20 protein-coding genes are annotated in these 20,454 nt (G+C 61.2%); 4 read left to right on the forward strand and 16 right to left on the reverse strand.

Annotation, left to right across the window (positions count from 1 at the left end):
• Nucleotides 1-23 precede the first annotated feature (23 nt).
• Nucleotides 24-233 carry a cold-shock protein gene (locus tag CLM72_RS07235; RefSeq protein ID WP_002554837.1) on the reverse strand — a complete coding sequence of 70 codons (210 nt, stop codon included), beginning with the start codon at nucleotides 231-233 and terminating at the stop codon, nucleotides 24-26.
• A gap of 388 nt (nucleotides 234-621) precedes the next feature.
• Between CLM72_RS07235 and dcd the strand changes: the two genes are divergently transcribed.
• On the forward strand, nucleotides 622-1,188 hold the full coding sequence (dcd, locus tag CLM72_RS07240) for a dCTP deaminase (protein WP_003189215.1): 567 nt from the start codon (nucleotides 622-624) through the stop codon (nucleotides 1,186-1,188).
• A gap of 108 nt (nucleotides 1,189-1,296) precedes the next feature.
• The gene (locus tag CLM72_RS07245; protein ID WP_005785769.1) at nucleotides 1,297-1,494 is read left to right on the forward strand and encodes a hypothetical protein; all 198 of its coding nucleotides are present in this window, start codon (nucleotides 1,297-1,299) and stop codon (nucleotides 1,492-1,494) included.
• Between the two features lie 23 nt (nucleotides 1,495-1,517).
• On the opposite strand, the gene pdeM is transcribed toward CLM72_RS07245, so the two are convergent.
• The 14 genes from pdeM to CLM72_RS07325 form a co-directional block, all read right to left on the reverse strand.
• Nucleotides 1,518-2,168: a ligase-associated DNA damage response endonuclease PdeM gene (gene pdeM, locus CLM72_RS07250; RefSeq protein ID WP_105226032.1), complete on the reverse strand. Its 651-nt coding sequence runs from the start codon at nucleotides 2,166-2,168 to the stop codon at nucleotides 1,518-1,520.
• Nucleotides 2,168-4,648 carry a ligase-associated DNA damage response DEXH box helicase gene (locus CLM72_RS07255; RefSeq protein ID WP_105226033.1) on the reverse strand — a complete coding sequence of 827 codons (2,481 nt, stop codon included), beginning with the start codon at nucleotides 4,646-4,648 and terminating at the stop codon, nucleotides 2,168-2,170. Before CLM72_RS07255 ends, pdeM begins: the two co-directional genes overlap by 1 nt.
• Before the next feature lie 57 nt (nucleotides 4,649-4,705).
• The gene (locus CLM72_RS07260) at nucleotides 4,706-5,470 is read right to left on the reverse strand and encodes an ABC transporter ATP-binding protein (protein WP_034126849.1); all 765 of its coding nucleotides are present in this window, start codon (nucleotides 5,468-5,470) and stop codon (nucleotides 4,706-4,708) included.
• Nucleotides 5,471-5,483: 13 nt separating this feature from the next.
• Complete coding sequence (locus CLM72_RS07265) at nucleotides 5,484-6,602, reverse strand: succinylglutamate desuccinylase/aspartoacylase family protein (protein WP_105226034.1); 1,119 nt, start codon at nucleotides 6,600-6,602, stop codon at nucleotides 5,484-5,486.
• Between the two features lie 9 nt (nucleotides 6,603-6,611).
• Complete coding sequence (locus CLM72_RS07270) at nucleotides 6,612-7,322, reverse strand: ABC transporter permease (protein ID WP_054917884.1); 711 nt, start codon at nucleotides 7,320-7,322, stop codon at nucleotides 6,612-6,614.
• Nucleotides 7,319-8,047, reverse strand: a complete 729-nt coding sequence (locus tag CLM72_RS07275) for an ABC transporter permease (RefSeq protein WP_105226035.1) — start codon at nucleotides 8,045-8,047, stop codon at nucleotides 7,319-7,321. Before CLM72_RS07275 ends, CLM72_RS07270 begins: the two co-directional genes overlap by 4 nt.
• A 57-nt stretch (nucleotides 8,048-8,104) precedes the next feature.
• Nucleotides 8,105-8,884, reverse strand: coding sequence for a transporter substrate-binding domain-containing protein (locus tag CLM72_RS07280; RefSeq protein ID WP_014717255.1), 780 nt, complete (start codon nucleotides 8,882-8,884; stop codon nucleotides 8,105-8,107).
• Between the two features lie 224 nt (nucleotides 8,885-9,108).
• Nucleotides 9,109-10,743 (reverse strand): ATP-dependent DNA ligase, encoded by a 1,635-nt coding sequence (locus tag CLM72_RS07285; protein WP_105226036.1) that lies wholly within the window; start codon nucleotides 10,741-10,743, stop codon nucleotides 9,109-9,111.
• Nucleotides 10,740-11,744 carry a ligase-associated DNA damage response exonuclease gene (locus CLM72_RS07290; protein WP_054897985.1) on the reverse strand — a complete coding sequence of 335 codons (1,005 nt, stop codon included), beginning with the start codon at nucleotides 11,742-11,744 and terminating at the stop codon, nucleotides 10,740-10,742. Before CLM72_RS07290 ends, CLM72_RS07285 begins: the two co-directional genes overlap by 4 nt.
• A 543-nt stretch (nucleotides 11,745-12,287) precedes the next feature.
• A complete protein-coding gene (locus CLM72_RS07305; RefSeq protein WP_105226039.1) occupies nucleotides 12,288-14,729 on the reverse strand; it encodes a penicillin acylase family protein in 2,442 nt (813 codons plus the stop codon).
• A 275-nt stretch (nucleotides 14,730-15,004) separates the two neighbouring features.
• A complete protein-coding gene (locus CLM72_RS07310) occupies nucleotides 15,005-15,205 on the reverse strand; it encodes an SEC-C metal-binding domain-containing protein (RefSeq protein WP_003189235.1) in 201 nt (66 codons plus the stop codon).
• A complete protein-coding gene (locus CLM72_RS07315; protein WP_105226040.1) occupies nucleotides 15,202-15,684 on the reverse strand; it encodes an LEA type 2 family protein in 483 nt (160 codons plus the stop codon). Before CLM72_RS07315 ends, CLM72_RS07310 begins: the two co-directional genes overlap by 4 nt.
• A gap of 21 nt (nucleotides 15,685-15,705) precedes the next feature.
• The gene (locus tag CLM72_RS07320; protein WP_105226041.1) at nucleotides 15,706-16,176 is read right to left on the reverse strand and encodes a YchJ family protein; all 471 of its coding nucleotides are present in this window, start codon (nucleotides 16,174-16,176) and stop codon (nucleotides 15,706-15,708) included.
• 4 nt (nucleotides 16,177-16,180) lie between these two features.
• Nucleotides 16,181-16,678 carry a DUF6231 family protein gene (locus tag CLM72_RS07325; RefSeq protein ID WP_105226042.1) on the reverse strand — a complete coding sequence of 166 codons (498 nt, stop codon included), beginning with the start codon at nucleotides 16,676-16,678 and terminating at the stop codon, nucleotides 16,181-16,183.
• A gap of 179 nt (nucleotides 16,679-16,857) precedes the next feature.
• Between CLM72_RS07325 and CLM72_RS07330 the strand changes: the two genes are divergently transcribed.
• Nucleotides 16,858-17,616, forward strand: a complete 759-nt coding sequence (locus CLM72_RS07330; RefSeq protein ID WP_105226043.1) for a hypothetical protein — start codon at nucleotides 16,858-16,860, stop codon at nucleotides 17,614-17,616.
• Between the two features lie 103 nt (nucleotides 17,617-17,719).
• Here CLM72_RS07330 and CLM72_RS07335 read toward each other — a convergent pair whose 3' ends face one another.
• Complete coding sequence (locus CLM72_RS07335) at nucleotides 17,720-18,184, reverse strand: CopD family protein (RefSeq protein ID WP_105226044.1); 465 nt, start codon at nucleotides 18,182-18,184, stop codon at nucleotides 17,720-17,722.
• A 99-nt stretch (nucleotides 18,185-18,283) separates the two neighbouring features.
• On the opposite strand from CLM72_RS07335, the gene dinG reads away from it, so the two are divergent.
• Entirely contained in the window at nucleotides 18,284-20,428 is a 2,145-nt protein-coding gene (dinG, locus tag CLM72_RS07340) for an ATP-dependent DNA helicase DinG (RefSeq protein WP_014717263.1), read from the forward strand.
• Nucleotides 20,429-20,454: the final 26 nt, after the last annotated feature.

Below are 20,454 nucleotides of genomic sequence, written 5' to 3' on the forward strand. Positions count from 1 at the left end.
TTTTTCGACTAAGTCAGTACAAGTTAGATAACTTGAACTTCTTCAGCTTGCATGCCTTTCTGACCGCGGGTAGCGATGAAAGAAACCTGTTGGCCTTCTTTCAGGCTTTTGAAGCCGTCGGATTGGATAGCTTTGAAGTGAACGAACAGGTCGTCACCGGATTGTGGAGTGATGAAGCCGAAGCCTTTTTCATCGTTGAACCACTTAACGGTACCAGTTTGGCGATTAGACATGGTGTATCTCCTTGGACAAAGTTAACTGCGACTCAGGAAAAGCCCTGGCCGAGACTGAGTGCAAAGAGCAGGAAAAATTCTTGGAGATGGTTGGATCGAAATTCAACATATCGTGTAGAGATTCTCAGTGACACAAGCAGCACAGTGGCGCCACCTTAACCCTTTTTCAGGAACGTGCCAATGGTATTTCCGAAGGTTTCTCTAATTTCGTGACTGGCGGTGGTATTTACAGTCATTGGCGCCGGGCACCCGGGCCCCGGCCACGCTGGCTGCGGCTTATAGCTGGCAGTGCATTGATCAAGAAAACCGGTGCGGCCTTTGAACCCCAACGCCGGCCCCGGTAAGATGGCCCACAGATTTTTTTCGCCTCGCTATTCAGGACACCGCCATGAGCATCAAATCGGACAAGTGGATTCGCCGCATGGCGCAGGAACACGGCATGATCGAGCCGTTCGTCGAACGCCAGATTCGTGGCGAAGGCGACGAGCGCGTGATTTCGTACGGCGTTTCCAGCTATGGCTACGACGTGCGTTGCGCCGATGAATTCAAGGTGTTCACCAACATCAATTCGGCGATCGTCGATCCGAAAAACTTCGACGAAAAGAGCTTCGTCGACGTCAAGAGCGACGTGTGCATCATCCCGCCCAACTCTTTCGCCCTGGCGCGCACCGTGGAATTCTTCCGTATTCCTCGTGACGTGTTGACCATTTGCCTGGGTAAAAGCACCTATGCCCGCTGCGGCATTATCGTGAACGTCACGCCGCTTGAGCCGGAGTGGGAAGGCCATGTGACCCTAGAGTTCTCCAATACCACCACCTTGCCGGCAAAGATCTACGCCAACGAGGGCGTGGCACAGATGCTGTTCCTGCAGTCCGATGAGGCCTGTGAAGTGTCCTACAAAGACCGCGCGGGCAAGTATCAGGGCCAGCGTGGCGTCACTCTCCCACGCGCTTGATCGAAAGCGCCTACGGGTAAAGGGAATTTGTCTGCAGAAAGTGACTCTATCTAGGTGTACTGCTTCGGCGCGTGTGAAACGCGTCGGGCCATACTTGAGGAGTACCTTATGAAGATCGACCCGCGAATCAGCGCAGAACTCGCCCGGCTTGAACCCAACCAGATTGGTGTTCTGGCCTGGTCCTTGATGGCCAACCCCGCGCACGCGGGGGGCATCCCTGGTCAACCCGAACCTGATTACCCGCAGCCTACCGAGCCGGGTGAGCCGACCTTACCGGACGAGCCGCCACCCGCGCCTGTTGCCTGATACCTGAGCAGGCTTGTTTCGATTCATTGAATCGGCCAGACCTGGTGATCGCCAATCACAAAGATTCGCTGGTCCTGCGCCTGCTCCACGGCATAACCCCCTGTGAACGCGCCGAAGGCCGGCAGCAGGCTAACCTGAGTGCCGATCTGGAAGCACGGCAGGCGTAGCCGCTGGCGCCCTTTGCCGCGCAGGTGGTACACCGGATGCACATGCCCCGCCAGCACATGATGGCTGGCATGAGCGTCGGGTTCATGTTGCAAGGCGAAAGGGCCCATCAGCACAGGCTCCGCGACCACTTCGATGCCCAAATCCAGCGGTGGATCGCCGGCACGTTTGTCGTGATTGCCGCGAATCAACGTCAAGACCAGCGTGCTATTACGTTCACGCCAGGCACGGACTGCGTTCAGGGTGCCTGTGGCGTGTGAGCCAGGGCCGTGTAGGAAATCGCCGAGAAAGATCAACTGCGCGCAGGGCAAGGCCGATATCAAATCATCCAGGCGTTCCAGATTCGCCGTAGTCGTGCCCTGTGGCACGGGTTGCCCCAGGCTGCGATAGGCCGACGCCTTGCCAAAATGCGCATCGGCGATCAGCAGGCATTTACGCGCCGGCCAGTACACAGCTTTCTGCGGCAATAGCCATAGCTCTTCATCTTCCAGCGTCAGTGGGTAATGCATCAGCCTTGCCCTTTGTCGGCGATTTTTTCCAGGTCCTTGACCATCCGCGCGATGCGCTCCGAGAGTTTTTCCGAGCTCATGCTTTCGCGCATCCGTTCTACCAGCAGCGGAAAGGCCAGGGGCGTGGGCCGCTGGATGCTGTGCAGGTCCAACTTCAATGTCGACAGATGATTCAGCGTCTGTTCCAGCCGGCGAATATCCAGCTCGTCCCGCAGCACTTCCTCCCCAGCCTGGGCCAGCAGCAGATTTTGCGGGTCATATTGCTTGAACACCTCAAAGAACAAACCGCTGGAAGCCTGCACTTGTCGCGTGCTTTTCGGCGCGCCGGGATACCCGGCAAACACTAGCCCTGCGATTCGTGCAATCTCGCGAAAGCGGCGCAGGGCCAATTCGCCGGCATTGAGGCTGGCGACCACGTCAGCCAGCAGGCCTTGGGGGCTCAGCAACCTAGTGTTCAACAACTGGGGCCACTGCACCTCGGTAGCGCTCAACAGCTCCAGGCCATAATCATTCACCGCAATCGAAAAGGTCAGCGGCTGCTGCTGGCTAACCCGCCACGCCAGCAAACTGGCCAAGCCCAGGTGTACCTGGCGGCCAGCGAACGGATACAGAAACAAGTGCCAGCCCTCCCGCGACCGCAGGGTTTCAGCCAGCAAATGCTCGCGGGTCGGCAGCCCGGACCAGCGCAATTGGGTGTGCAGCAACGGTTGCACCGCCTTCATCTCTGGGCCGTCGAAGTGCCCATGCGCGGCGGCATCAAAACGCTCGACCACCGCCTGGGCCAGTTCGTTGGAAAGGGGCATGCGCCCGCCATTCCAGCGTGGCACGGCGGCTTTTTTCGCGTTGCTGCGGCGCACATAGGCGGTCATGTTTTCCACACGCACCAGTTCCAGCAAGCGCCCGGCGAACAGAAACCCATCCCCCGGCTTGAGCCTTGCAATAAAGCCTTCCTCGACACTGCCCAGGTTCTTGCCGCCGCCGCCTTTGCTCCAGAACTTGAGCTGGATACTGGCGTCACTGACGATGGTGCCGACGCTCATGCGATGGCGGCGTGCCAGGCGGGCATCCGGAACACGCCAGATGCCGTGCTCATCGGGCTCCACCCGGCGGTAATCCGGATAAGCGGTGAGTGACAGGCCACCATGGCGCACAAATCCGAGGGCCCAGGCCCAATCCGCTTCGCTGAGGTCGCGATAGGCCCAGGCGCCGCGCACTTCGTCCAACAGTGCCGCCGGAGTAAACCCGCCGCCCAAGGCCATGCTGACCAGGTGTTGTACCAGCACATCCAGCGGTTTGTGCGGTGATTCCCGCGCTTCGATGCGCCGTTGGGCGATCGCATCCTGGGCGGCTGCGGCTTCCACCAGCTCCAGGCTGTGGGTTGGCACCAGCGTTACCCGTGAGGGCCGCCCTGGCGCGTGGCCGGAACGCCCGGCGCGTTGCATCAGCCGCGCCACACCCTTGGCGGAGCCGATTTGCAGCACCCGTTCCACCGGCAGGAAGTCCACGCCCAGGTCCAGGCTGGAGGTGCACACCACTGCCTTGAGCTGTCCATCTTTCAACGCTCGCTCCACCCAGTCCCGGGTCTCTCTCGATAACGAACCGTGGTGCAGGGCAATCAAGCCGGCCCAGTCCGGACGAGCGCCCAGAATCGCCTGGTACCAGATCTCGGATTGCGCGCGGGTGTTGGTAAATACCAGGCAACTGCTGCTGGCCTCTACCTCGGCGACCACTTGCGGCAACATCTTCAAGCCGATATGCCCGGCCCAGGGAAAGCGCTCGGTGACGGGCGGCAGCAAGGTGTCGACCTTCAGTGCCTTGGCCGTTTGCCCCTGTACATTGATGCCGTCACCATGTGGGACCAGTACCTCCAATGCGTGGGCCTGATTACCCAGCGTCGCGGAAATACCCCACACCATCAACTCAGGATGCCAGCGCCGCAAGCGTGCCAGTGCCAGTTGCAATTGCACGCCGCGCTTGTTGCCGATCAATTCGTGCCATTCATCCACGATGACCATGCGCAGGTACGCCAGGCTGGTTTCACTGTCGGCACGGGCCAGCATCAGGGTCAGGCTTTCCGGAGTGGTGACCAGAGCGGTGGGTTGGCGACGGGTCTGGCGTGCGCGTTCACTGCTGCTGGTGTCACCGGTGCGCAGACCTACACTCCAGGGAATCTGAAGGGCCTCCAACGGGGCTTGCAGGGCACGTGCGGAGTCGGCGGCCAGGGCGCGCATCGGCGTGATCCACAGGACGGTCAGCGGCTCGGCAGGCGGTTTGCGTTTGCCTGTGACGGGCGGGCGGGTAATGGCGAAACGATTGAGGGCGGCAAACCACAGGGCATAGGTTTTACCCGCCCCGGTGCTGGCATGCAGTAACCCTGATTGGCCGGCCTTGACCGCGGCCCATACCTCTTTCTGAAAGGCGAATGGCTTCCAGCCTTGGGTGGCAAACCATTGCTTGGCGAAGTCGTGGGTTTTTGCCATTCGGCAACTGACGCTCTGAAGGCTCTATTGCACAGACCCTCCAGGCGTCATAAAGGTTTACTTCAAGTTGCCACTCAGAAACTGTTGCAGGCGTTCGCTTTTCGGATTGCCCAGCACATCCTCCGGTAAGCCCTGCTCCTCCACCAGACCCTGGTGCAGGAACAGCACCTGGCTTGAAACCTTACGCGCAAAGCTCATCTCGTGGGTCACCATGATCATGGTGCGGCCTTCTTCGGCCAGGCCCTGGATCACCTTCAGTACTTCGCCCACCAGCTCCGGGTCCAGGGCCGATGTGGGTTCATCGAACAGCATCACCTCCGGCTCCATGGCCAGGGCGCGGGCGATGGCGACACGCTGCTGCTGGCCGCCGGAGAGGAACGCCGGGTATTGATCAGCCACGCGCGCCGGCAGCCCGACTTTGTCCAGGTAGCGGCGCGCACGGTCTTCGGCGTCCTTCTTGCTGCAACCCAGCACGCGGCGGGGGGCCATGGTGATGTTTTCCAGCACGCTCATGTGGCTCCACAAGTTGAAGTGCTGGAACACCATCGCCAGCCGTGTGCGCAAGCGTTGCAATTCGGCGTCGTCGGCCACGCGCATGCCATGGCGGTCGCTGACCATGCGGATTGCCTGGCCGTCCAGGGTCATGGCGCCATCGTTGGGGGTTTCCAAAAAGTTGATACAGCGCAGGAAGGTACTCTTGCCTGAGCCACTGGCGCCGATCAGGCTGATCACATCACCGGTCTTGGCCTTGAGCGACACACCTTTGAGCACTTGATTGTCGCCATAGCTTTTGTGCAGGCCTTCAACGGTCAGTTTGTACATGGGGCGTGCATCCTCAAGGCGAAAGTAGATAACCGCTGCGGTAGGCCTGTGTGCCGGCGACATGGCAGATCACCATGCCGGCCGTGGCCATGCGGCGTAGCGAACGGGCGTAAAGCAGCCCGGCGTGCTGGCAGTGCACAGGCGTCACGCGGTCGGTAATGGGGTCGATGATTTCAGCGACCAATTGCCCCGCCTCCAGGTATTCCCCCGGCAGGGCGCTGAACACGAGCAAGCCACCCACCGTAGTCGTCACTGGCTCCACCGCCGCCAACGGCGTAGCCGGGTAGGCCAGGGCAGGCAAGGGGGCTGCATCGCCGCGAACGGCGCCGAAGTGGATCAAATAATCAATGATGGCCTGGCAGTCCAGCGCGGCGAGGCCGTGGTTGACATCGCCCTGGCCACGCAGCTCGACGGTCACCGACAAGCTGCCCATGGGGATCGGGTAGCGTTCGCCGAAGCGTTGCTGCAACTGCCACCACACCAGGGTGAAACACTCGTCAAAAGACTGCCCACCGGAATCGGTGGCCAACAGGTTGGCCTCCGAGCCCAGGTAGCGCGCCAACGGTTCTACCTGTGGCCAGGCTTCGGGCGTGGTGTACAGGTGCGCCACGGCTTCGAAGTCGCAATGCAGGTCCAGCACCACGTCGGCATCACAGGCCAGGCGTTGCAGAACCAGGCGTTGGGAGTGCAACTGGGTCTGGGCGGTGTGCGCGGCCAGGGCGCGGGACAGTGCGCTGCGGATCAATTGGGCATTGCGCTGGGGATCATCGCCCAGCAGGTCTTCGACCTGGTTGCCGACGTCTTCGCTGAGGTCGACAAACAGGCGATTGAAGTTCTGCCCGCTTTCCAGTTCGTAGCGGCCCAAGGGGATATCCATCAATACCTGTTCGAGGCCCACCGGGTTGGCGACGGGCACCAGCACGATTTCGCTGCGCAAGCGCCCGGCCGTTTCAAGTTCTGCCAGGCGCGCCTTCAGATGCCAGGCCACCAGCATGCCCGGCAATTCATCGGCGTGCAGGGAGGACTGGATGTACACCTTGCCTTCGGGCTGCTGCGGGCCGAAGTGAAAACTGTGGATCTGCCGCGCCGTGCCGGGCACCGGTGCGATCAGGTCATGTAGCTGATGGTGCATGCAAGCTCCTTAGTGGCTAGGCCCGAGAAAGGCCAGCCAACGACGTTCCGCCAGGCGAAACAGGCCGACCAGGGCAAAGGTCACCGTCAGATAGATCAATGCGGCAATGCCAAATGACTGGAAGGTCATGAAGGTGGCAGAGTTGGCATCCCGTGCCACTTTGAGGATGTCCGGGATCGTCGCGGTAAAGGCCACGGTGGTCGAGTGCAGCATCAGGATCACTTCGTTGCTGTAGTAGGGCAACGAGCGTCGCAACGCAGAAGGCATGATCACGTAGGCGTACAGCTTCCAGCCGCTGAGGCCGTAAGCCTTGGCCGCCTCGACTTCGCCGTGGGCCATGCTGCGGATTGCCCCGGCGAAAATTTCCGTGGTGTAGGCGCAGGTGTTGAGGGCGAAGGCGAGCAGGGTGCAGTTCATCGCGTCGCGAAAGAACGCATCCAGCACCGGTTGTGCTCGTACGGCGGCAAGGCTGTAGATGCCGGTGTAGCAGATCAGCAATTGGATATAGAGCGGCGTGCCACGAAACAGGTAGGTGTAGAACTGCACGGGCCAACGCACCATGCGCTTGCGCGAAACGCGGGCGATGGACAGTGGAATCGACACCAGAAAACCGATGACCAATGAGGCGCTGAGCAGCCACAAGGTCATGGCCAGGCCGGTGATGTGCTGGCCGTCGCTGTACAGAAAAGGGCGCCAGTATTCCTGCAATAGCTCAATCATCGCACGGCCTCCCGGGCGCCTGCGGAGTAGCGACGTTCAAGTCGGCGCAAGACAAAGTTGGAGGCGCTGGTGATCAACAGGTAGATCAGCGCCGCCAGCACCAGGAAATAAAACAGTTGATAGGTGCTCTTGCCAGCGTCCTGGGCGGCTTTTACCAAGTCTGCGAGGCCGATGATCGACACCAGTGCGGTGGCCTTGAGCATCACCATCCAGTTATTGCCGATGCCCGGCAGCGCAAAACGCATCATCTGCGGGAAGGTCACGTAGCGAAACCGCTGCCCGCGCTTGAGCCCGTAAGCGGTGGCGGCTTCGAGTTGGCCGCGGGGCACGGCGAGGATCGCACCGCGAAAGGTTTCGGTGAAATACGCACCGTAGATAAAGCCCAGGGTGATCACCCCGGCGCTGAACGGGTCGATCTCGATGTATTCCCATTCCATAAAGTCGGTAAAGCCACTGAGCCAGGTTTGCAGGCTGTAGAAAATCAACAGCATCAGCACCAGGTCCGGTACACCGCGAATCAGAGTGGTATAGAGCTGGGCGGGGATACGCACAATGGCCAGGCTGGACAGTTTGGCGCTGGCGCCGAGCAGGCCCAGCAATACGCTGACGGCCAGGGACAGCACCGACAACTTGACGGTCATCCAGGTGCCTTGCAGCAACAGCGGGCCGAAACCCTTCAGGCTGAATGCGCTCAGCCCAAGGGTTTGCAACAGATCTTCGAACATAAATCAGGACCTATGGCGATAAAAAAGCGCCCCACCTGAAGCAGGGCGCCCCAGGCTTTACTTGCCGCTGTACAGGTTCAGATCGCCAAAGTGTTTCTTCTGGATAGTGGCGTAGGTGCCATCATCGTGTAACGCTTTGATACCTTTATCCAAAAGCGCCTTGAGTTCAGTGTTACCTTTTTTGATACCGATGGCGGTTTTCGACGGCAGCAGCGGGTCGTCGATGGCGGCGCTCACTTCATAGCCAGCACCGGCTGGCGACTTGAGAAAGCCCAGTTCGGCTTGGAGCATGTCCTGCACGGAAGCGTCGAGGCGCCCGGAGGTCAGGTCGGCGTACACCTGGTCCTGGTTGGCGTAAGCCTTGGTGGTCACCCCGGCTTTATCCAGTACGGCCTTGGCGTAGGCTTCCTGGATGGTGCCTTGCTCGTAACCTACCGATTTGCCCTTGAGGGATTCTGGCGTCGAATAGCCGGCGCCTTTCTTGAACACCAGCGAAGTCGGGCCCGAGAACAGCTCGGAGGAGAAGTCGATGGCCTTCTCGCGCACGGGGGTCACGGTCATCGACGAGATCACGCCATCGAATTTATTGGCTTTGAGGCCCGGGATCATGCCGTCGAAGTCACTTTCGACCCACTTGCACTTGACCTTCAGCTCCGCGCAGATCGCATTGCCCAGGTCGATATCGAAGCCCACCAGGCTGCCGTCGGCGGCCTTGGATTCGAACGGTGCGTAGGAAGGGTCGACACCAAAACGCAATTCCTTGTATTCCTTGGCTGTAGCGACACCAGCAGCCATGCACAGAGCCAGTGCAGAAAGGGTCAGCAATGCTTTTTTCATTATGTAATCCCTGGAAACCAAGATAAGCGCTTGTGGCGCGATTAGGACTGTTACTGAACGGTGTCAGACCCATCACAAGTAGCAATTTCTGCACCATAGTTCCGGATGGGCTTTTTAAACGGTGGGATAAGGCAGGTCCAAGTGTAGGCGGCGCCCAAAAATGGGCGTCAGCAAATGAGCGCACTATTTCGGGTCAAAGGTAGACCTGGCATGTGGGAGCTATGTCAAGTCAGCAAGTCTTGTAGCGTGGCCAGGTTGTCCGCTTCATCCACCGCCTTGTCCTGGCGCCAGCGCAGCATCCGCGGAAACCGCACCGCAATCCCGCTCTTGTGCCGCTTGGACAGGGCAATCCCTTCAAAACCCAACTCAAACACCATGCTCGGCGTCACGCTGCTGACCGGGCCGAACTTCTCCAGCGTGGTTTTGCGCACAATGGCGTCGACCTTGCGCATTTCTTCGTCGGTCAGCCCGGAATATGCCTTGGCGAACGGCACCAGGGTGCGCTCGCTTCCCGGTGGGCCGTCCCATACCGCGAAGGTGTAGTCGCTGTAGAGGCTGGCGCGCCGGCCATGGCCGCGCTGGGCGTAGATCAACACGGCGTCGACGCTGAAGGGGTCGACCTTCCATTTCCACCACAGGCCCATGTCCTTGGTGCGGCCCACGCCGTAGAGGCCGTTGCGATCCTTGAGCATCATGCCTTCCACGCCCAGGCTGCGAGAGGCTTCGCGCTGCTCGGCCAAGGCTGCCCAGGACTTGCCTTCCAGCAAGGGCGAAGGCAATAACACCGGTTGGTTGCACGCAGCGATGACCTGTTCCAATTGGGTGCGACGTTCGGCCTGGATGTGGTTGCGCCAGTCGTCGCCCTGATACTCCAGCAAGTCGTAGGCGAGCACCGCCACCGGCGCATCCTCAAGGACTTTTTTACTCAGGGTCTTGCGGCCAATGCGCTGTTGCAGCAACGCGAAGGGTTGTACCGAGTCTTTCCACACCACAATTTCGCCATCGATCACCGTACCGTCGGGCAGGCCACCGACCAGGCTATGGAGTTCGGGGAAGCGTTCAGTCAGCAACTCTTCACCGCGAGACCAGACCCACAGGCGTCCCTCGCGCTTGACCAGTTGTGCGCGGATGCCATCAAACTTCCATTCCACCTGCCAATCGGCGGGTGAACCGAGCAGCGTGTCGAATTGCTCCACCGGTTGCGCCAGCCCGTGAGCCAGAAAAAACGGATAGGGTTGCCCGCCACGTTGCGCGTGTTCGTCGGAGGATTCGGCGGCAATCAGCTTTAGATAGCCTTCGGCTGTGGGACGGTTCGACAAATCGGTGTAGCCCACCAACCGCTGCGCCACGCGCTTGCTGTCGAGGTCGGCCATGGCAGCGAGGGCGCGGGTCACCAGCAGTTTTGAGACGCCCACCCGAAAGCTGCCGGTGATCAACTTGATGCACACCATCAGGCTCGGTTGGTCCAGTTGTGCCCACAGGGCCGGCAGCCGGTCTGCCAGGTCCAAGGGTGGCAGACCGCGCAGGGGCAGCAGTTTTTCTTCCAGCCACACGGCCAGGCCGTCTTCGGAGGTGTAGGTGGATTCTGGCAGGAGCAGGGAGATGGTCTCGGCCAGGTCACCCACGGACTGGTAGCTCTCTTCGAACAGCCAGGGTTCGATACCGGCCGCTTCGGTGGCCATGTCCCGTAGCAGTCGCGTCGGCACCAGCTGTCGTGGCCGCCCGCCGCTAAGAAAGTAAACGGCCCAAGCGGCATCTGCTGGCGGCGCCTGCAGGAAGTAGGCTTGCAGGGCCGCGAGCTTGGCATTGCTGGAAGTAGTAGCGTCGAGGTTGGCGTACAGCTCAGCGAAGGCTTTCATGCCGTGGCCTCTTCTTCGTCATCGCCGTATTCGGTGCTGAAGCCTTGGGCATCCAAGCCCTTTTCCCGCAGGTGGCGTACCAACACACCCACCGAACCATGGGTGACCATCACCCGTTGCGCGCCGGTTTGTTCGATGGCCCATAACAGGCCCGGCCAGTCGGCGTGGTCCGAGAGCACGAAGCCACGGTCCACGCCGCGCCGCCGTCTGGTACCGCGCAGGCGCATCCAGCCGCTGGCGAAGGCGTCGCTGTAGTCGCCAAAGCGGCGCATCCAGGTACTGCCTCCAGCGGAGGGCGGGGCGATGATCAGGGCTTGGCGCAGCAGTGGGTCGGTCTTTTTGAAGTCGCCGGCATACAGCGTCTCGGGGATGTAGATGCCCGCTTCGCGGTACACCCGGTTCAACGGTTCGACCGCGCCGTGGCTGAGGATCGGGCCGATGCTGGCGTCCAGCCCATGGAGGATGCGTTGGGCCTTGCCGAAGGAGTAGCAGAACAACACGCTGGCTTTGCCGCTGGCGATATTGGCCTGCCACCAGTCATTGATCCCGGCAAAAATCTGCGCCTGGGGCTGCCAGCGGTAAATCGGCAGGCCGAAGGTGGATTCGGTGATAAAGGTGTGGCAACGCACCGGTTCGAAGGGCGCGCAGGTACCATCGGGTTCGACCTTGTAGTCGCCGGACGCCACCCAGACCTCGCCCTGGTATTCCAGGCGTACCTGGGCCGAGCCCAGTACATGCCCGGCCGGATGGAAACTCAAGGTCACGCCGTGATGCACCAACCGTTCACCGTAGGCCAGGGTTTGCAGGTTGATGTCCTGGCCCAGGCGCCAGCGCAGGATACCTTCGCCGGGGGCGGCGGCCAGGTAGTGTTGATTGCCGGTGCGGGCGTGGTCGCCGTGGGCGTGAGTGATGACCGCACGTTCCACTGGGCGCCAGGGGTCGATATAAAAATCACCGGCAGGGCAGTAGAGGCCTTCGGGGCGGGCGATGACAAGGTCCATGGGGTTGCCGGGGCGGTGGGCTTGTTACTTATGAGGCGGGGCTGGGTCTAGAAGTTCTATTTGAATGCGGGCAGTGCAAAGGTGGGCTTGTCTTCGATGTCGGCCTGATGCCCCGCGATCCAACTGTGGGAGCGGGCTTGCTCGCGAAGGCGGCCTGGCAGTCAACACAGCTGGGTTGTGTACATATCCATTGCTGCGGTAACGGCCACTTAGGGTTCCGCCCTGACGGCGGCTCACTTTGCAAAAGCGGCAAAGTAAGCAAAACGCTCTTGCCCCACCACTCGGCACCTCGCCTAGGCTCGGTGTGCCCGTAATCCGCCAGGGATTTGGGGGGTAAACCGGCATCCCTGCCGGTTTACCCCCCAAATCCCTGTCGAATTCCGGCCAGCGTGGTTTAACGGGGCGCCTAAGATCAAAAGCCAGATCAAGATCACAAGCAGAGCAAGATCAAGAGCGGCTCGCTTCGCATCGTGGTTACCGTCGGCTGCTATCGCAGGCAAGCCAGCTCCCACAGCGTTGTCCAGTTTCGTCAGGGAAGCCCGGTTACTTACCAGGCGTCAGGGTCAACCTTGTCTTGCCATACACCTTTTCAAAGTTCTGCGGCTGCATCGGGAAGCTCAGGTACTGCGCTTTCAGCGACGGGTCGATGCCGTTGGCATAGTTCGGGCTGGCCGGGTTGCCGGATTGGCCGATGCCGCCCTGGCCCATCATCGGTTCCGCCTGGCCGAAGTCGATGATCATGCGCAGCGCCGACACCTGGGTCGCGTTGAAATCCTGGCCCCAGCTATACGGCGCCGGGTTCAAGGTATTGTGGTCGCCACCGCTGGCAAAGGGACCGCGGATGACCTGGCCGCTGGTATTTTTCCAGGTGGTGCTGTGCAGCTTGCCCCACTGCCAGGCCTTGTGGTCGGCGCCCAGTTGGCTGTCGCCAGTAGTGATGGCGGCGGCCAGGGTGCGAGCCAGGATCGCGGGTTTGTCTTCTTTTTGCGGTGTACGCGTGTCATCCCAGAATGGGCTGTCCTCACGGCCCAGCAGGTGGTCGGCGATGGCCGAGTAGGACAGGCTGGCGTTGCTGACGAAGGCTTTCCAACTGGCGCTGTTTTCCGGGCCAAGTTTGTCCAGGAAGATCTGCCGCGCGCTTTCCTGCAGGAACAGTTCGTAGATTGCCGCGTCAGCCGAGGTGGTTGCCAGCCGACCATCGAAGGCCATCAGGCGCTCCATTGCTTCGCGGGCCTTGGCACGTTCCGCTGTCGGCAGGGCCTCGATGGCCTGCTTGAGCGGCTGGGCCATGCCCGGAGCCTGGAACATGTTCTTGAGCTTGGCGGCGAAGAGGGTGGTCTGATCGTATTGCATGGCGATCAGGCTGCGGCTGTCATGCTTGCCGGCGTTGGCCAGTTGCGCCAGGCGCTCGCTGCGCTCCGGTGCATCCCAGGCGTTGGACAGTTGCATGCCGTAGCCACGCGGCGCGGTACGCTGGTTGGCGGTGCCGATCCAGCCTTGGGCCGGGTCCTGGTCGTACGGGTGCAGCATCGCGTCGGCGTAGCCGTCCCAGTCAAAGCGCGTGTCCCAGCCCGGCGATGGCAACAGGCCTTCGCCTTCGCGGCGGTTGGGGAAACGGCCGGTGACCTGCCAGCCGATGTTGCTGGCGTCGGCGAAGATCATGTTCAGGGCGATGGCGCGAATCTCGCGGGTAGCATCCGAGGCCTTGCCGGCGTTTTGCGCACGGGACAGGTCGAAGAACGCATCCAGGCTCTTGTCGTCCTTGAAGTCGGCGGTTTGCAAGGCCAGGCCAAGACCGCTGGTGAGCGCCTGGCTGCTGTTGAGCAGAGCGCCGTGGCGGGTTTCGTACACCACTTCGCGAATCGAGCGCTGGCCCTTGATGAAGAAGGTTTCGTTGCGCACGCCGGCCGGCAGCCATTTGCCGTTGTTCTCGTAGTACAGCGCACTGCCCTGGCGCTTGACCTTCTCCAGGAACAGGTCCTGGGTGTCGCCCTTGACCGCGCTCATGCTCCACGCCACTTTGCCGTTGAAACCCGCCAGCAGGGTCGGCAGGCCGGCAATCGAAGCACCGACGGCCTGGTATTTGGGCGCACGAATCTGTACGTAGTTCCACGGCGACGGTGCTTGTGGCTGCGCGGCGATATCATTGGCCAACAGGCTTTTGCCGCTGCGGCTGCGTTGCGGGCCAATGGCCCAGTTGCTTGAGGTGGTGACGCCCAGGGCATTAAGGCCGCGCAATTGCTGGCCCACCGTCTCCAGCCCGGCGAGGCCGGTGATCTGGTTCACGTTGACGCCTTTGAGCTTGTCGGCTTCGGCCAGCGGGACGGGTTCGTCCGGTGCGCTTGGGGTGAGCCAGGCCAGTTTGTCGACGCCGACCTTTTGCGCCAGCACCAGGGACGAAAGCTCCTCCTGCAGATTGCTCGACTGGCTGAAGTTGAGCAGGCAGAACAGCAGCGCCGAATCTTCCGGCTTCCAGTACTCGGGCTTGTAGCCGCTCTGGGTCAGGTCCGTCGGCAACTTGTCGCGATAACGGAACAGGTAGGCGTTGACGCCTCGGGCATACACTTCAAAGAAGCGTTTGAGGCGCGGCGATGAAGCGTTGTACAACTCGCCAGCGCTTTTCTTGAGGTTGACCGCCCGCATAAAACGGTCGACGTCCAGCACTTGCGGCCCCGACATTTCCGCCAGACGGCCCTGGGCTAGCAGGCGCAGGGTGACCATCTGGGTGATGCGGTCGCTGGCGTGCACGTAACCGAGGCTGAACAGAGCGTCGTGGAAGGTGTTGCTTTCGATCAGCGGCATGCCTTGGGCATTGCGGCGCACCGACACATTCTGTGCCAGGCCCTTGATTGGCTGCACGCCGGCAACGGGCGGCAGGGTGTCCTGGGTGTTCTGGAGCTGGCAACCGGCCAGGCCCAAGGCACTGACCACTGCCGCGGCAACGCCGAACCGGGGAAGAAAATGTAAGAGGGCTGGCGAGGCCATGGCAAAGCTCCTGCGGGGGGTAGCGTCAGTAAAGGCGCTACGTTAGTGAGCGCGGCGAAACGACGCAAGCGGGAGTTTTGGGTTAAGCATTAGAACTTGAGTCAGGCGCAGAACTGTGTGGGAGCGGGCTTGCTCGCGAAAGCAGTGTATCAGTCAGTGTCTGTATCAATTGACGTAACGCATTCGCGAGCAAGCCCGCTCCCACATTTGATCGCCTGCAACCTTGGATCAAGGCTGGGGCGGGGGGCCGCCGGCATTTTGATCTTCAGTACAGCTTAAGCGCCGTGGCACTTCTTGAATTTTTTCTCGCTGCCGCACGGGCAAGGATCGTTGCGACCTACGTCCTTCAACGCATTGCGCACCGGCTCCTGGTGAGCGTGGCCGCAGTTCGGGCCGTGGACATGGCCGTGGTCGTGATCATGATGATCATGATCGTGGTTGCAGTCAGGACCATGGACATGGGGTTGCTGTGTCATCGATGTTGCTCCGGAATAAAATCGCCGGGGATTATCTCGCCATTGTGTGCCACCTGCACGTCATTACCGATGAATAATCCGGTTTTCAGTTCGCCTTCCAGGCGATAAGGCACGGGCTCGTCGGGATTTTTCAACATCTGCACCACCTCGCGCACCTGCGGCCAGAGGTTGGTGCGCACCGAGACCTTGAAGAATTTATGGCCGCGTGGCGGTACGGTCAGCCACTCGTTGGACTCGCCTTCGGTCAACACCAGGTTGCCCAGGCTGACCTTGTAGACCAGGCCGCGCACGGTCAGGTCGGCGTCGTCACGGTTGTCCACGCGAAAGTACAGCTTGAATTTCTGTTCCAGCAGCTTGGCCCGTACCACTTCGACCTTGACCAGGGAAACGTGGGGTGGCGGCGCGTCGTCTTCGAACCAGGACGCGCAGCCGGTCAGGCCCAGGGTCAACGCCAGCATCAAGCTATACATCCGAAGCATGGCGCTATCCCCGTCGAGTGATTAGAAGTAGCTGGAACAGCACTTCTTGAATTTCTGCCCGCTGCCACACAAACAGGCATCGTTACGTCCGGCCTTCACTTCTACCGTAGGGTCGATGAAGTACCAGCGCCCTTCATTCTGTACGAAAGAAGACTGCTCGCGGTGACTATGTTCACCGGCAGCGTCGTGCCAGCGCGCGGTAAAGGTGACAAAGGCGTGCTCAGGCTGGCCGCCGAATACCTCGCAGCTTTCCACCTCCAGGCCCAGCCAGGTGCTCTGCGCACTCCAGGCGGCAATGGCGTCGCGGTCCAGGCCGGCCTGTTGCGCAGGCAGCGTAGTGGCGACCAGGTAATCGACCAGGCCCAGCACATAGGCGCTGTAGCGCGAGCGCATCAACGCGCTGGCGCAGGGGGCCGGGTGGCCGGCGTGATAATGGCCGCAGCAGGCATCCAGCAGATTGCCGCTGCCGCACGGGCAAATGGATGTACTCATCGGGTTACCACCAATACTTTCCGAAGTTTTCCGGGTTGGCCCAGAAGCGGGCGTTGAGCCAGTCCGGCACCTGTTTATAGTCAAGCAGATCATAGGTAAACAGCGTCAGCACCTGATCATCGCGTTGGAAGCGTTCGCCGGCTTGCAGGGCCAGGGAGAAAAAGTCGGTGTCCTTCCAGTCGCAGGCATCCAGGTCGACCAGCACGGCAATGCGGCTGGCGTTGAGGTTACGGATGCCTCCGAGCAGGGTCAGGCCCTGGGGTTTGGACAGGTGCTCCAGGCAGTCGACCACCAGCGCGAGGTCAAAGCGCTGCACGGCGAGGTCTTCCGGCAACGGCCCTGGCGCGGCATAGAACACCTCGGTATCCGCGTGCGCAGCCCGGAAGGCATCCAGCGCCGGAAATTGGCTGGCGCCCACTAACAACAGGCGTTTTGGCCTGTGAAGGTCCAGCAGGGCCGCCAAGGCTTGTTGGGGTGTACGGGCAGAAATTCCAGCGGTCATTGCAGATCCTCGTATCAAGACCGTAGAGACTAGCGCGGCTGGGCGCGTGGGCCTAGAGCGCGGCGGTCGATACCCACCGAGGTGGAATTGAAGTTTTTTGATCCTTCACTGGCAAATCGCCGGTAGAAGTCGTTACTGTGCGCTCAAAGAAAAATTTGAAAACACTCAGGAGCCCCATGATGCGTAAGGTTTTTCTGTTGGCCCTGTTGGTCAGCCCCGTTGCCCTGGCCCAGAGCGTCAGTGTCGAAACCAATTCGTTGATGCGCTTGCCCAGCAGCACCAGCGTGTTGCAGCTCGAGCGCCTGGACGTCGCGGACTACGGCACCTTGCTGATTCCGGCCACCATCAGCCAAGTCACGGTAGATGAGCTGCACTTGGGGCGCGAAGCACGTATCACCATTGTGCCTGGCAATACCGCCTTGCAAATGCAGGTACGCGAGGCGCAGTTGGAGCACGGTAGCCAGATCACCTCACGGGGCGCCCCCGGCACCCACGAAAAACCCGCCAAGGCTGGGCGTGATCTGACCTTGCGCATTAACTCGCTGACTGCCGAAGCGCTGTCGGTGGATGCTCGTGGTGGCGCTGGAGCCCAAGGATATGCGGGCCTGGACGGTGCCAACGGCGTGGACCCGGGTTGCACCTGGGGGTCAGCCGGGCGCGGCTTTAATGGCGATAACGGCGGCGATGGCCGGCCAGGGGCGGCGGGCGCGCAGGTGCGCCTGGAGTTGCCGCAGGAATTCCCGGCTGAACAGATCAAGGTCTGGGTCGATGGCGGGGCTGGAGGCCTGGCGGGTGTTGCAGGTAAACCCGGCAAGGGCGGGCAGTCCAAGGGCTGCCTGGTGTACCGCGCGGACGGCGGCGAAAAGGGCCGGCCAGGGTTGGAGGGGCAACCGGGGCCGGCTGGGCCTGCGGGGTCTGTGACTATCCAGCGGCTCTGAGTCGCCTGGCCTGACGCTATCGCGGGCAAGCCCGGCTCCCACATTTGGAATGCATTCCAGTGTGGGAGCCGGGCTTGCCCGCGATAGCGGTGTAAGACTCGCCTCAGAACATCGGCCGAGCCGAAGCCACCGCCACCACCACCAACCCCACGATCAAGTTAATCCCCACCAACCTGCGAATCTGTCCCAGCGCAGCCGCGCCCGCCGACCAATCCTCAGCCGCCACCGCTGCCTTCAGCTCCGGGAACTTCAAGGCCTGGATTCGGATAAACAACGCCGTCATCACCAGATACAGCCCCATCATCACCTGCACATAACGCGGCGCGGTCTCAAAACCACTGAAGCGCAGTTGCAGCAAACCGATGCCGCTGATCGGTAAAAGCACCACCGCCACCCACACCCACACAAAAAAACGTTGAAACACATTTGCCCACAGCTTGAGCCGGGCAGGGCCCTCAAGCGCCGCCATGGCGGCGGGGCGCAGGATCATCCAGGCGAAAAACATGCCGCCGACCCAGATCAATGCGGCCAGTACATGCAGGGTATAAGCGAGGCTAAACGCGGTCATTGTGGTACTCCGTTCTGCGCGGGATTAATTAGCGGGGTATGATAGCGGCCGATCCGAACCACTGAAAATTTATCCAGCGTTTTTTGCGCCCGACTATCCATGATCAGCACTGAACTCAAAACCACGATCCAGGGCGCCTATTCGCGTTTTCTCGAAGCCAAGAGCTTGAAACCGCGCTACGGCCAACGCCTGATGATCGCCGAAGTGGCAAAAGTCCTCGGGGATATCGACACCGACGACGAAGGCCGCCGCGAGGGTGAGCCTGCGGTAGTGGCCGTCGAGGCCGGTACCGGTACCGGCAAGACCGTGGCCTACAGCCTGGCCGCGATTCCCACGGCCAAGGCTGCTGGCAAGCGCCTGGTGATCGCCACCGCTACCGTCGCGCTGCAAGAGCAGATTGTCTACAAAGACTTGCCCGACCTGATGCGCAACAGCGGCTTGAGCTTTACCTTCGCCCTGGCCAAGGGCCGTGGCCGCTATATGTGCCTGTCCAAGCTCGACGTATTGCTGCAGGAAGGCCACGCCCAAACCGCCACCGCCTCCTTGTTCGAAGAAGAAGGTTTCAAGATCGAGGTGGATGAGGCCAGCCAGAAGCTGTTTACCAGCATGATTGAGAAGCTGGCCGGCAACAAATGGGACGGCGACCGCGACAGTTGGCCCACCGCCCTGGAAGATTCAGACTGGGCGCGCCTGACCACCGACCACAGCCAATGCACCAACCGCCATTGCCCCAACTTCGGCCAGTGCGCCTTCTACAAGGCGCGCGAAGGCATGGGCAAGGTAGATGTCATCGTCACCAACCACGACATGGTATTGGCTGACCTGGCCCTGGGTGGCGGTGCGGTACTGCCCGACCCACGCGACACCCTCTATGTGTTCGACGAAGGCCACCACCTGCCAGACAAGGCCATTGGCCATTTCGCCCATTACACCCGCTTGCGCTCCACGGCCGACTGGCTGGAAACCACTGCCAAGAACCTCACCAAGTTACTCGCCCAGCACCCGTTGCCCGGCGACCTGGGCAAGTTGATCGAGCAAGTGCCGGAGCTGGCGCGCGAGATCAAGACCCAGCAGCAGTTCATGTTCAGCGCCTGCGAGCAGGTTGCGGACTTCAAGCCCGGTGAAGACGTCGAGGGCCGAGAGCGCCCGCGCCACCGTTTTGTCGGCGGGATGATTCCCGAGCACATGCGCGAAATGGGCATCGAGCTGAAGAAAGGCTTTTCACGCCTGACCGACCTGTTCACCCGCCTGACGGACTTGCTCAAGGAAGGCATGGATGGCGAGGTCAATATCGGCATCGCCAGCAACCAGGCCGAAGAGTGGTATCCCTTGTTCGGCAGTTTGCTGTCTCGTTCCCAAGGCAATTGGGAGCTGTGGACCGCCTTTACCGTCGAAGACCCGGAAGACAACCCGCCCATGGCCCGTTGGCTGACGTTGTCGGAAAGCGGTGCGCTGTTCGATATCGAGGTCAACGCCAGTCCGATCCTCGCCGCTGAAATGCTGCGCCGCAACCTGTGGAACGTCGCCTATGGCTGCCTGGTAACCTCGGCCACGCTGACGGCCCTGGGCACCTTTGACCGCTTCCGCATGCGTGCCGGCCTGCCGAAAAAGGCCGTCACCGCCGTGGTGCCCAGCCCGTTTCATCACGCTGACGCCGGCGTGCTGCGGGTGCCAGACCTCAAGGCCGACCCACGGGATGCGGCAGCGCACACGGCGGCGATCATTCGTGATCTGCCGTCGTTGGTGGAAGGCTCCCGCGGCACCCTGGTGCTGTTCTCGTCGCGCAAACAGATGCAGGACGTGTTCGACGGCCTCGACCGCGACTGGCGCAAGCAGGTGTTTATCCAGGGCAACCTGTCCAAGCAGGAAACCCTGAACAAGCACAAGGCGCGGGTCGACGGTGGGGATTCCAGCGTGTTGTTCGGCCTGGCCAGCTTTGCCGAAGGCGTGGACTTGCCCGGTGCCTACTGCGAACATGTGGTGATCGCCAAAATCCCGTTCTCGGTGCCGGATGACCCGGTCGAGGCCGCACTGGCCGAATGGATCGAAGCCCGGGGCGGCAACCCGTTCATGGAAATCTCGGTGCCGGATGCTTCACTGAAGCTGGTGCAGGCCTGCGGGCGTCTGCTGCGTACCGAAGAAGACCGCGGCACCATCACCTTGCTCGACCGTCGCCTGGTTACCCAGCGCTATGGCAAGGCGATCCTCAATGCATTGCCGCCGTTCAGGCGCGAAATTTCTTAAGCCACCGTGGGCGGATTCGCCCACTC

Origin of the sequence: Pseudomonas sp. MYb193, from assembly GCF_002966775.1 — a bacterium.
In the GTDB taxonomy this organism is placed as follows: domain Bacteria; phylum Pseudomonadota; class Gammaproteobacteria; order Pseudomonadales; family Pseudomonadaceae; genus Aquipseudomonas; species Aquipseudomonas paracarnis.

What these genes read in the sequence shown, in the direction of transcription:
- CLM72_RS07330 (WP_105226043.1), top strand. Translation starts at nt 16,858, where the DNA reads ATGCGTAAGGTTTTTCTGTTGGCCCTGTTGGTCAGCCCCGTTGCCCTG.
- CLM72_RS07305 (WP_105226039.1), bottom strand. Translation starts at nt 14,729, where the DNA reads ATGGCCTCGCCAGCCCTCTTACATTTTCTTCCCCGGTTCGGCGTTGCC.
- CLM72_RS07315 (WP_105226040.1), bottom strand. Translation starts at nt 15,684, where the DNA reads ATGCTTCGGATGTATAGCTTGATGCTGGCGTTGACCCTGGGCCTGACC.
- CLM72_RS07265 (WP_105226034.1), bottom strand. Translation starts at nt 6,602, where the DNA reads ATGCACCATCAGCTACATGACCTGATCGCACCGGTGCCCGGCACGGCG.
- CLM72_RS07325 (WP_105226042.1), bottom strand. Translation starts at nt 16,678, where the DNA reads ATGACCGCTGGAATTTCTGCCCGTACACCCCAACAAGCCTTGGCGGCC.
- CLM72_RS07255 (WP_105226033.1), bottom strand. Translation starts at nt 4,648, where the DNA reads ATGGCAAAAACCCACGACTTCGCCAAGCAATGGTTTGCCACCCAAGGC.
- CLM72_RS07280 (WP_014717255.1), bottom strand. Translation starts at nt 8,884, where the DNA reads ATGAAAAAAGCATTGCTGACCCTTTCTGCACTGGCTCTGTGCATGGCT.
- CLM72_RS07245 (WP_005785769.1), top strand. Translation starts at nt 1,297, where the DNA reads ATGAAGATCGACCCGCGAATCAGCGCAGAACTCGCCCGGCTTGAACCC.
- CLM72_RS07320 (WP_105226041.1), bottom strand. Translation starts at nt 16,176, where the DNA reads ATGAGTACATCCATTTGCCCGTGCGGCAGCGGCAATCTGCTGGATGCC.
- CLM72_RS07290 (WP_054897985.1), bottom strand. Translation starts at nt 11,744, where the DNA reads ATGGACCTTGTCATCGCCCGCCCCGAAGGCCTCTACTGCCCTGCCGGT.
- pdeM (WP_105226032.1), bottom strand. Translation starts at nt 2,168, where the DNA reads ATGCATTACCCACTGACGCTGGAAGATGAAGAGCTATGGCTATTGCCG.
- dinG (WP_014717263.1), top strand. Translation starts at nt 18,284, where the DNA reads ATGATCAGCACTGAACTCAAAACCACGATCCAGGGCGCCTATTCGCGT.
- CLM72_RS07285 (WP_105226036.1), bottom strand. Translation starts at nt 10,743, where the DNA reads ATGAAAGCCTTCGCTGAGCTGTACGCCAACCTCGACGCTACTACTTCC.
- CLM72_RS07260 (WP_034126849.1), bottom strand. Translation starts at nt 5,470, where the DNA reads ATGTACAAACTGACCGTTGAAGGCCTGCACAAAAGCTATGGCGACAAT.
- CLM72_RS07270 (WP_054917884.1), bottom strand. Translation starts at nt 7,322, where the DNA reads ATGATTGAGCTATTGCAGGAATACTGGCGCCCTTTTCTGTACAGCGAC.
- CLM72_RS07235 (WP_002554837.1), bottom strand. Translation starts at nt 233, where the DNA reads ATGTCTAATCGCCAAACTGGTACCGTTAAGTGGTTCAACGATGAAAAA.
- CLM72_RS07335 (WP_105226044.1), bottom strand. Translation starts at nt 18,184, where the DNA reads ATGACCGCGTTTAGCCTCGCTTATACCCTGCATGTACTGGCCGCATTG.
- dcd (WP_003189215.1), top strand. Translation starts at nt 622, where the DNA reads ATGAGCATCAAATCGGACAAGTGGATTCGCCGCATGGCGCAGGAACAC.
- CLM72_RS07275 (WP_105226035.1), bottom strand. Translation starts at nt 8,047, where the DNA reads ATGTTCGAAGATCTGTTGCAAACCCTTGGGCTGAGCGCATTCAGCCTG.
- CLM72_RS07310 (WP_003189235.1), bottom strand. Translation starts at nt 15,205, where the DNA reads ATGACACAGCAACCCCATGTCCATGGTCCTGACTGCAACCACGATCAT.